The sequence below is a fragment of the Oceanispirochaeta sp. genome (assembly GCF_027859075.1).
Classification (GTDB): Bacteria; Spirochaetota; Spirochaetia; order DSM-2461; family DSM-2461; genus Oceanispirochaeta.
Genome location: NZ_JAQIBL010000341.1, coordinates 1 through 9,819, shown reverse-complemented (window position 1 = coordinate 9,819; position 9,819 = coordinate 1). Strand labels below are relative to the sequence as shown.

Sequence of the window (9,819 nt, the reverse complement as noted above, 5' to 3'; positions counted from 1 at the left end):
CTGCTCAAGAGACTCAAATCAGAAGAAGCCAGCGTCGTTCCCGGTATGAATGAAGAGATTCTTTTTAAGTTTGAAAGAATTATCAGAAATAAATCCGGTTTGGGAATCGTTCCTGTTTTAGACGGTATTTGTACTGGTTGTCACATGATCCTTCCGGGTCAATTTGTGAACGATGTTCGCAAGGGTGAGGATATTCTTTTCTGCCCTTACTGCAGTCGTATCCTTTTTCACAGTGATGAGAGTGATGATCAGCCGTCAGAGGAAGTATTCACTGCCCAGGAAATGGGTGGACTTTCCGATCTGGTTGATGATTTCGATCTGGATTAGTAATGTAAATTTTAACAGGTCAGACTGCCGCCGGAGGGCTTGTTCCTCCGGAGGAAAGTCCGGGCTCCATAGAGAATGATGCCGGGTAACTCCCGGGCATTCCTTTTTTAGGGATGACAGACAGTGTCACAGAAAACAAACCGCCTTCTGCATGTCAGAAGGTAAGGGTGAAAAGGCGGGGTAAGAGCCCACCGCTCCTTCGGCAACGACAGGAGGCACGATAAACCTCATCAGGAGCAAAATCAAGCAGTAGACCGGGTTTCTCGCCTAAAGTCTACGGGTAGATTGCTAGAGTTCCGGGGTAACCCGGAAATAAGATAGATGGCAGTCCTAAGACAGAACCCGGCTTACCGATCTGTTTTTTTCTATCCAGAGTTGGATTCCAAACTGACTTCCGGGAGTTCCCCGTGATAAGACTTAAAAATTGCTTATGGTGCAATGACATTATCGGATTTAGAATTCCTGCCTTTATGGTGGAGAAATCTTTTATGGGGCAAGAGTGTTTAAAAAGAGTCATCCATCCCGAAAAGGAATTATTCTACCCCTTATCTTGACAGTGATGCTTCTGTGCATGGCTGTCTGGGGTATATTCCGAGGCTCAATTTTCTTCAATAGGCAACTCAAGGCCCAGCCGACAGATTTAAACTTGATCCGTTTATGGAATTTACAAGATTATGATTCCATTCTCGAACTGACCGGGACCAGCCTGGAAATTAATCCCATGGACCCATACAATCTGATATTTTCCGGGTTTGCCGGCTATCATAAAGCCATCTCACAGATATCGGTTGATGAAGTCAATGTCTATCTGAATCAAGCAATTCTGGACCTTAGAAAAGCTTTGATCCTTAAGGATATCCCTCAAATTGAATTGGTTTATTATATTCTGGGTAAATCATACCTCTATAAAGGGAAATATTATGCCGATCTTTCCATCAAATACCTGCAGAAAGCTATGGATGAAGGGTATGAAAACCAGGACAGTTATGAGTTTTTGGGAGAAGCCTATTCATACCTTGATGATTATGAAAAGAGCATACAATCTTATGAAACTGCCCTGAAAAAATTCCAATCAGACAGGCTTTATCTTAAAATTGCTGAAGATTCTTTCAAATTCGGGGAATATGATAAAGCCGCTGAATACTATAAAATCCTCATTGAAGAGACAAGTGATGAATCTTTAAGAAAAAAAGGGCTTTTTCATCTGGGAAAACTTTATTATGATATAAAAAATCTGAAGAGGGCCGAAGAGACATTTATAACTCTTACAGATTTAGACCCGACCGTGGCAGAGGCCTATTTTCTACTGGGTGAGATAAATTTTCTCAACCAGGAAAATCAATCGGCACGGTCCTATTGGCACCAGACCTTAAGGATTGATCCGGAGCACCGGGGTGCACGGCTTAGACTATATAACTGATAAAGTATGAACATACATTATCTAAAAATAACTTTGTTAAGTATTCCTGGGAGGAATTATGGCTCGATCAAAGAAACTATTCGACGGATTCTCAACTGATATCGGTATTGATCTGGGAACCTGCAACACTCTAATATATGTCAGGGGAAAAGGAATTGTCTGCAGCGAGCCTTCAGTCGTGGCTGTAGAGCGGGGAACAAAAAAAGTTGTTGCCGTGGGGACTGAAGCCAAGGCAATGCTCTGGAAGACACCTGGAGACATCATTGCCATCCGACCCTTAAGGGACGGTGTCATTGCCGACCTTGAAACTACAGAAAAAATGCTTCGGTATTTCATTGCAAAGGTTCTTCCTAAAAGATGGATTATCAAACCGAGAATGGTTATTGGTGTACCCTCCTGTATTACAGAGGTGGAACGAAGAGCCGTGGAAGAGAGCGCCTTCAAAGCAGGGGCGAGAGAAGTCAAAATAATCGAAGAATCACTGGCTGCAGCCATTGGTGCTAATATACCAATCTTTGAGCCGGCAGGACATATGGTTGTTGATATTGGTGGCGGAACAACAGAAATTTCTGTCATTTCTCTCGGTGGTATGGTTGTCTCCAATGCCATCAGACTGGGGGGAGATGGCTTTGATATTGCCATAATCAAGCATGTCCGAACTGTACACAATCTGATTATCGGGGAGCAGACTGCTGAAAAATTAAAAATCAGCATTGGAAATGCTTCTCCGGATAATAAGATTGAAAAGATGGAGATTAAAGGAACAGATGCAATCACCGGCCTTCCAAGGCGTCTTGAAATTGATTCAGTAGAGGTCAGAGAAGCCCTTCAGGAACCAATCAATGCCATTGTAGAAGAGGTGAAGAGAACTTTGGGCCAGACTCCTCCCGAGCTTGCAGCGGATATCGTTGAGAGAGGAATCGTCATGACCGGCGGTGGATCTGCTCTTAAGGGATTGCCGAAACTGCTGTCCAAGGAAACGGGTGTTCCTGTTATTCTGGCTGAAAATCCCCTCCTTTGTGTTGCTTTAGGTGCAGGAATGTACTTTGATTATGCCAAAGGGGCAAACAGCAATCGCAGTATTTATGATAATTTGAACTCTTAAAAGCGATCATAAATGGCAATAAATCAGCGAAGCAATCGATTCTGGGGAGTCCCGTCCTTTCTGATACTTATAGCTCTTAATATACTAATTCTCATATTTTCAACAAATATGATGTTGCTTTCACCCAAATCTGTGGGAATGAGTGTTTTATCATTGTTTCAGCAGGGTATTCATGGAACGATTACCTGGGTGACAGATACGGTGAATTCGATTAATGAACTGAAACATCTCAAAGATCAGTACGATCAGACACTGGCTAAACTGAATGAATTTCAGGAAATGAATAGAAATTTTGAGGAAATTATTCAGGAAAACGCGCTATTACGAGAGCAGTTAGGATTTTCCAAGTCCTTGGATCTGGCTCATATACCGGCCAAAATTATCGGCAAGGATCCGGTTAATCTTTTTTCATCCTTTATCATAGACAAGGGCAGCCTGGACGGCATCAGCAAGAATATGCCGGTAACAGCCTATCAAAACGGTGTCATCGGCCTTGTGGGGAAGGTTATTCAAACAGGGTTTAATTCGTCTCAGGTTATCCCCCTATATAACAGTACCAGCTATGTAGCCTCACGTTTTCAGTATTCAAGGTATGAAGGATTGATCAGTGGATTGGGGGATACAGAAAATCATCTGATTATGGATTATGTAAAAAAGACAGCTCTTGCACAGATCAATGTAAACGATATGGTGATCACATCAGGAATGCAGTCACTTTATCCCGGAGGAATATATATCGGAAAAGTTGAAAGCATTACATCGAGAGAGTACGATACATCTCTTGAGATTGAGGTGTCTCCAACCATTGATTTCGGTAATCTGGAGTTTGTATTTATCCTGACGGGAAAACCGGAGCAGAACGAATGAAAAAATCACTTACCATACTGGGGCTGATGATCTTTTCAATTCTGATCAAAACGACTCTTTCAAGATATATAACATTGAGCCTGGGAACTCCGGACATAACACTGATTATTCTTGTATATATCTCTATCCGTTATGGAAGTGTAAGCGGACAGATGACCGGTTTCGCCACGGGATTGATGGAAGATTTCCTGAGTCTTTCTCCCTTGGGATTCAATAGTCTGATCAGGACCATCATTGGATTTTTAACCGGTCTTTTTCATGACAGACTCATTATGGATCCTGTTTTATTTCCTATTCTGTCTGTTTCATTGATGACATTGCTCAAGGGGGCTTTATCCTGGTTGATACTGCAAACTTTCAATGTTGAATATTCTGGAAAGATTTTCATAACAACATCCTTCGGATTTGAGCTGCTGATGAACGCCCTGTTAGCCCCGTTTTTGTTTCAGCTTATTAAGATTTTCTTTGATTTAATCCTTAAAGAAAGGAAAACCCTTTAATTCATGAATTCCAGAGATAAAATCAATAGAACCAGAATTCTAGTCCTCTGCTCTTTCTTTGTGATTATTGTGTTCTTTTATATTTACAAGCTCTTCAACCTCCAGATTGTAGACAACCTCATCTACGAACGGAAAGCCAAGGCTGTCTCTCAGCGATCCAATATCATACCGGCTCAGAGAGGCCGTATTTTTGACAGGTATATGGATGTTCCTCTAGCCATGAACGTGGACTCCTTTGCAGTCAATTTTATTTCCGCCGATGGAGATGAGACTACATTTCCCGCCATGCTTGAAGTTCTTTCGAAAATTTTGAATATATCCCTGGATGAACTACAGAAAGAATTCCTTGATAACCGTTTCTCTTCCTACATCCCCATCGAAATTGCCGATGGTGTTTCCTATGAAATGATTACTGAAATTGCCGAGAATATTGAACAATTCCCCGGTATAACATGGAGCAGCAAGCCTAAAAGATTTTATAATATAACCGGCTCCATTGCTCATGTCCTGGGATACGTTGGCAATATTACCAACGAAGAACTGCAGGTACTGTACAATCGGGGCTATGTCTCCAGTTCTGTTCTAGGAAAAAACGGCATTGAAAAACAATATGATCATATTCTGAGAGGAAAGAATGGGAAGATTTTTAACACCGTAGATGTCAAGGGACAGCAGATGAATAAGGAGGGCAATATTCAAGCCCCCGAAAACGGATATGATCTGGTTCTCACAATTGACAGGCATATTCAGGAGTTGGCTGAGAAAGCTTTGGGTCTACGAAAAGGATCTGTTGTTGTTTTAAACCCGAAAAATGGGGAAGTTCTGGCCCTGGTTTCCTATCCCGGTTTTAATCCGAATCTCTTCAATCAGCCCGGACCAGAAAGCTTCGGCGCCCTGTCACTGAATTCGGATTTTCCCTTCCTGAACAGGGCGATTCAGTCCTCCTATGCACCTGCATCCACCTTTAAAATACTCATGGCTTCAGCTCTACTCGAAGAGGGTACCGTCAGTGAAAATAGACTGGTAGACTGTACAGGCAGCATGGAGCTGGGAAACAGGACATTTTTGTGCTGGAAGAAGACAGGTCATGGAAAGCTCAACCTGGGAGAAGCTCTGGCTGAATCCTGCAATATTTATTTCGGAACCATGGGTGTTGAAAACCTGGGGATTGAAAAAATTTCCGAGTACGCTCTCTCCTTCGGACTGGGGGCAGTGACAGGAATCGACCTGCAGGGAGAAGTGGCAGGAAATGTTCCCTCTCCTGCCTGGAAAGAACAGAGCTATAACAGCTCCTGGACGGGAGGGGATACTCTCAATGCCTCCATTGGACAGGGATTTGTGGCTGTGACTCCCCTGCAGCTCGCCAATGTCGTCGCGGCTATTGCTAATGATGGTGAGATTTACAGACCTCATCTTTTAAAACAGGTTGTAAACACATCCAACCGCTCTATTGTTGAGGAAATAACACCGGAAGTCTTGAGAAAGACGAATTTGAGCCAGGAAAACCTATATAAAATGAGAAATTATTTACGCAAGGTCATCACTGAGGGAACGGCAGAAGTTGTTATTCTCAACGATAAGGTCAAAGTAGCCGGAAAAACCGGTACCGGAGAAGTAGGACTGAAAGAGAACTGGCACTCCTGGTTTGCCTCCTACGGGCCATGGACGGAAGACAACAAGAATGAAAAATTAGTGGTTATCACCATGATTGAAGCATCCAATGAGTGGGAGTGGTGGGCTCCCAAGGCGGCAGACATCATTTATCAGGGCATTTACGGCAAAATGAATTATGAGGAAACTATCAGATATATGAAATCAAGGGGAGTGTGGTACACGAGAGATATCCAACTGGAGGATCAAATTGAAGGTTAAGTTCAATTTCTCTTCCATCTTTGGATTTGATTTTTTTCTATTTATTTCTGTTCAACTTCTGATGGTTATAGGGATTTTCTTTATCTACTCCAGTGGTGTCAATTCAAATGGTATTGTTGTGAGCAGTGAGTATATGAAACAGATAGTCTGGGTCATCAGCGGAGACATGTTGTTATTGATAGTTTCCTTTGTGGATTATAAGACCTTTAAGGTTCTTTCTCCCTGGCTCTACCTGATTGTTTTATTTCTTCTCCTTTTGACTGCCTCTTTTGGACAGGTCGTCAACGGCTCAAGATCCTGGATTGGAATTGGTTCTCTTGGAATTCAGCCCTCAGAAATATCTAAATTGACAACCATATTGTTCCTGAGCAGCTATCTTGAAAATAACCGTAATTCAATCCAATCATTGAAAACATTTATCATTTCCCTCCTCATTATCGCCATTCCCATGGGACTGGTGCTGATCCAACCGGATCTGGGTACGGCCATGGTTTTTATACCTATTTTTATTGTCATCATGTATATGGCCGGTGGGAAAAGCCGTTATCTTGTTTTTTTGATTTCCACGGGACTTCTCACCATTCTTTTTTCAATGTTTCCTTATTACACCATGTTCATATCCAAGTCGGGCAGTAACTCAATCATTTTCTTTACGGATCAAAAAGTGATGACTGTCATCAGCCTGACTGTGGCGGCCATAGCGGTCATCTCAATGGTAGGCTATCGATTTACCAGAAAGGGATACTTTTATATGCTCTCATCCCTGCTGACAGTCACAGGAATATCCTATGTTCTCTCTTTTTTTGCCAGGAAGGTCTTAAAAGAGTATCAGGTCATGCGGCTTATTGTATTTCTTGATCCTCAGGTTGATCCCAGAGGATCGGGTTGGAACATAATACAATCGGTTACGGCTGTAGGATCGGGGGGAGCCTTCGGTAAGGGCTACCTCCAGGGAACACAATCTCACTACCGCTATCTTCCTGAACAAAGCACAGACTTTATTTTCTCAATTATCTCCGAAGAGATTGGTTTTATGGGGAATCTCCTTATAATCATTCTCTTTTCTATAATATTTTGGAGATGCATCAATATTATCCTGAAATCACGGGATCTCTTTGGTTCCCTGATTGCATCCGGGATGGTAGGAATGATATTCTTTCACTTCATGATAAACATCGGAATGGCTATAGGAATCATGCCCATAACAGGCATTCCTCTTGTCTTTCTATCCTATGGAGGATCATCGCTGTGGACCATTCTTTTCGGGATAGGCATCCTTTTAAGTGTGTATCACAGACGATATAAAAACGCAAATTAATGACAAATATCACAGTACATAAAGAACTTTCCCGGGAACTTCTTCGGGTGAGTAAGCCAGCCCGATACACGGGTGGTGAATTAGGGTGTATCTACAAGAAAGATGAACCTCTGAAAATGGCGATATCCTTTCCAGACATGTATGAGATAGGGATGTCCAATCAAGCCATCAGAATCCTTTACAACCGTTACAATGCCGTGAAAGGAATACAGTGTGAAAGAGTTTTTGCACCGGCTCAGGATTTCGAAGAGGTTCTGAGAAAGAAAGAACTGCCTCTTTTTACCCTGGAATCTGGAATTCCCCTGAATCAGCTGGATATTCTGGCATTCTCCATCGGATATGAACTGACTCTGACCAATCTACTCAATATACTCGATCTGGGACACATCCCACTGAGAAGAAAAGATCGAGGGCCTGGTGATCCTCTTATCGTTGCCGGTGGACCCGCAGCGACAAATCCTGAAGCCTTCAGCGACTTTGTAGACTATGTCTATATTGGAGAAGGTGAGGTTTTTATCAATGAATATGCGGCCTCACTGGTCAAAGCCCGTTCTGGTGGCAAAGAAGCTCTGTCAGAGATCCTGAGACAAGACCCGGCCTATTGGTGGCCTGGTAAGGAAACGAAGACCCTACGGGCCATCTATAGCGATTTTGGGAAAAGTATTGCGGTCAGAAGTAATCTTCCTATTGCCTCTCTGACAACGGTGCAGGAGCACGGGGTTATTGAGATCATGAGGGGTTGTCCCAATGGCTGCCGTTTCTGTCATGCCGGATATTTCTACAGACCTTTTAGACAAAAGGATGTTTCCTATATCCTGGAAGAAGCCGAACACCTTGTCTCAAGCTGCGGATTCAGAAATATAACTCTTTCCTCTCTATCCTCAGGTGATTACAAGGGCCTGCTTCCTCTGGTGGAACACCTCAACAAGGTATATCACTCCAGGCATATTTCCTTCCAGCTGCCCTCACTCAGAGTGAACTCCCTCAATCTGAATCTGCTTACAGAACTGTCAACGGTACGAAGGAGCGGTCTTACTTTTGCTGTAGAAACACCTGATTCGGCAGGACAGAAAGGCCTGAATAAGGATGTTTCACGTGACAAAATCCTGGAACTCCTGAAAGAAGCCAAGAAGAAGGGATGGAAACTGGCAAAGTTTTATTTTATGCTCGGCCTGCCTGTGGAATGTGGCGAAAAATCGGAGAGCGAAGCCATTGTAGAGTTCCTTCAGGAGCTTCAGTTTGAATCGGGTATGAAATTCAATGTCAATGCAGGAGTTTTTATTCCCAAGCCCCATACTCCCTATGAGAGGGTTCGTCAGATGAATGATCAGGAGGGGATGAAAGAAATCATGACTCTGAAAGACGGCCTGAAGAATAAAAACTTCAAGTTTGGTTTTCATTCTCCCTATTCATCCTTTATTGAAGGCATTGTAAGCCGGGGAGACAGAAGAGCCGGGGATATTCTTGAAAAAGTATTCAGAAATGGTGCCCGCTTCGATGCCTGGGAAGAGTTTCACGATCGATCCATCTGGAAAAAAGTCATCGAAGAGTGTGACTGGGATGTTGAAAATGAGATTTGCCGGGAACGAGGTGAGAAAGAAGCTCTGCCATGGGATTCCATTTCATTGCGGGTCAGCCGATCCTATCTCAGCGGGGAAAATTGTAAATCCGCAGACTCAGAAATGACGGAACCCTGTGAAGAGGACTGTCAGCGAAACTGTGGTGTCTGCAATAAAGAGATTAGTGTTAAATATCCTGAAGATCATATATTTCCCGATCTGCCTCCCATCGATAAAACAGAGGATGTAGAAACACATAATCTGGGAGAAGATTCAGTCAAGGTTGTATTCGGTTTTTCCAAAAAGGACCAGGCCATATACCTGGGCCACCTGGATACTCTTCATGTTTTCGAACGGGCCTTCCAGTGCAGCGGAATAAACCTGTCCTTTACAAAGGGTTTCAATCCTAAACCTAAGATTGAGTTTGCTCACCCTCTGAGCCTCGGTATCCAGGGAGACCAGGAAATTATGGGTGTTGAAATGCCGGTCAGACCTGATATGAGCGATGAGCTTCTGATGAGTAGAGTCAATGAATATCTGCCGGCAGGATTTACTGTGAATGAGCTGAAGTTCTATCCGCTTCAGAAGGATAAGCACCGCAAAAAGAAAACACTCATGGGTTCATATGCAGGTTCCGAGTATATCCTGACACCCTTATCTGAGGGTAGGACGACAGATCTGATCAACGACACAATGATACAATTTTACCAGGATAAGGCCGAAGAAATGGGTGTGAACGACGATTATACCTTTACTATAACGGGCAAGAGCCTTCATGTTCAGGCCAGGTTCCATAATAAAAAGATGAATAACATCGTAAAATTTTTGAAAGAGATAAGAGAAGCCGAACC

8 protein-coding genes and 1 other RNA gene are annotated in these 9,819 nt (G+C 43.1%); all 9 read left to right on the top strand.

Features of this window, described 5'->3' with window-relative positions:
- The coding region (locus PF479_RS19225) for a C4-type zinc ribbon domain-containing protein (RefSeq protein ID WP_298010257.1) at positions 1-327 on the top strand (327 nt) is incomplete at its 5' end.
- Between the two features lie 11 nt (positions 328-338).
- Positions 339-693: RNase P RNA component class A (gene rnpB / locus PF479_RS19220), an RNA gene on the top strand.
- A 133-nt stretch (positions 694-826) separates the two neighbouring features.
- A complete protein-coding gene (locus PF479_RS19215; RefSeq protein ID WP_298010254.1) occupies positions 827-1,747 on the top strand; it encodes a tetratricopeptide repeat protein in 921 nt (306 codons plus the stop codon).
- A gap of 58 nt (positions 1,748-1,805) precedes the next feature.
- Positions 1,806-2,852 carry a rod shape-determining protein gene (locus tag PF479_RS19210; RefSeq protein ID WP_298010251.1) on the top strand — a complete coding sequence of 349 codons (1,047 nt, stop codon included), beginning with the start codon at positions 1,806-1,808 and terminating at the stop codon, positions 2,850-2,852.
- A 12-nt stretch (positions 2,853-2,864) separates the two neighbouring features.
- Positions 2,865-3,719 (top strand): rod shape-determining protein MreC, encoded by an 855-nt coding sequence (mreC, locus tag PF479_RS19205; RefSeq protein WP_367277265.1) that lies wholly within the window; start codon positions 2,865-2,867, stop codon positions 3,717-3,719.
- Positions 3,716-4,219 (top strand): rod shape-determining protein MreD, encoded by a 504-nt coding sequence (gene mreD, locus PF479_RS19200; RefSeq protein WP_298010248.1) that lies wholly within the window; start codon positions 3,716-3,718, stop codon positions 4,217-4,219. Before mreC ends, mreD begins: the two co-directional genes overlap by 4 nt.
- 3 nt (positions 4,220-4,222) lie before the next feature.
- Positions 4,223-6,091: a penicillin-binding protein 2 gene (mrdA, locus tag PF479_RS19195; protein ID WP_298010245.1), complete on the top strand. Its 1,869-nt coding sequence runs from the start codon at positions 4,223-4,225 to the stop codon at positions 6,089-6,091.
- Positions 6,081-7,409 (top strand): rod shape-determining protein RodA, encoded by a 1,329-nt coding sequence (gene rodA / locus PF479_RS19190; protein WP_298010242.1) that lies wholly within the window; start codon positions 6,081-6,083, stop codon positions 7,407-7,409. The genes mrdA and rodA overlap by 11 nt, the downstream gene beginning before the upstream one ends.
- Before the next feature lie 152 nt (positions 7,410-7,561).
- Positions 7,562-9,819: TIGR03936 family radical SAM-associated protein (locus PF479_RS19185; protein WP_298010239.1), on the top strand; the 2,258-nt coding region annotated here is incomplete at its 3' end.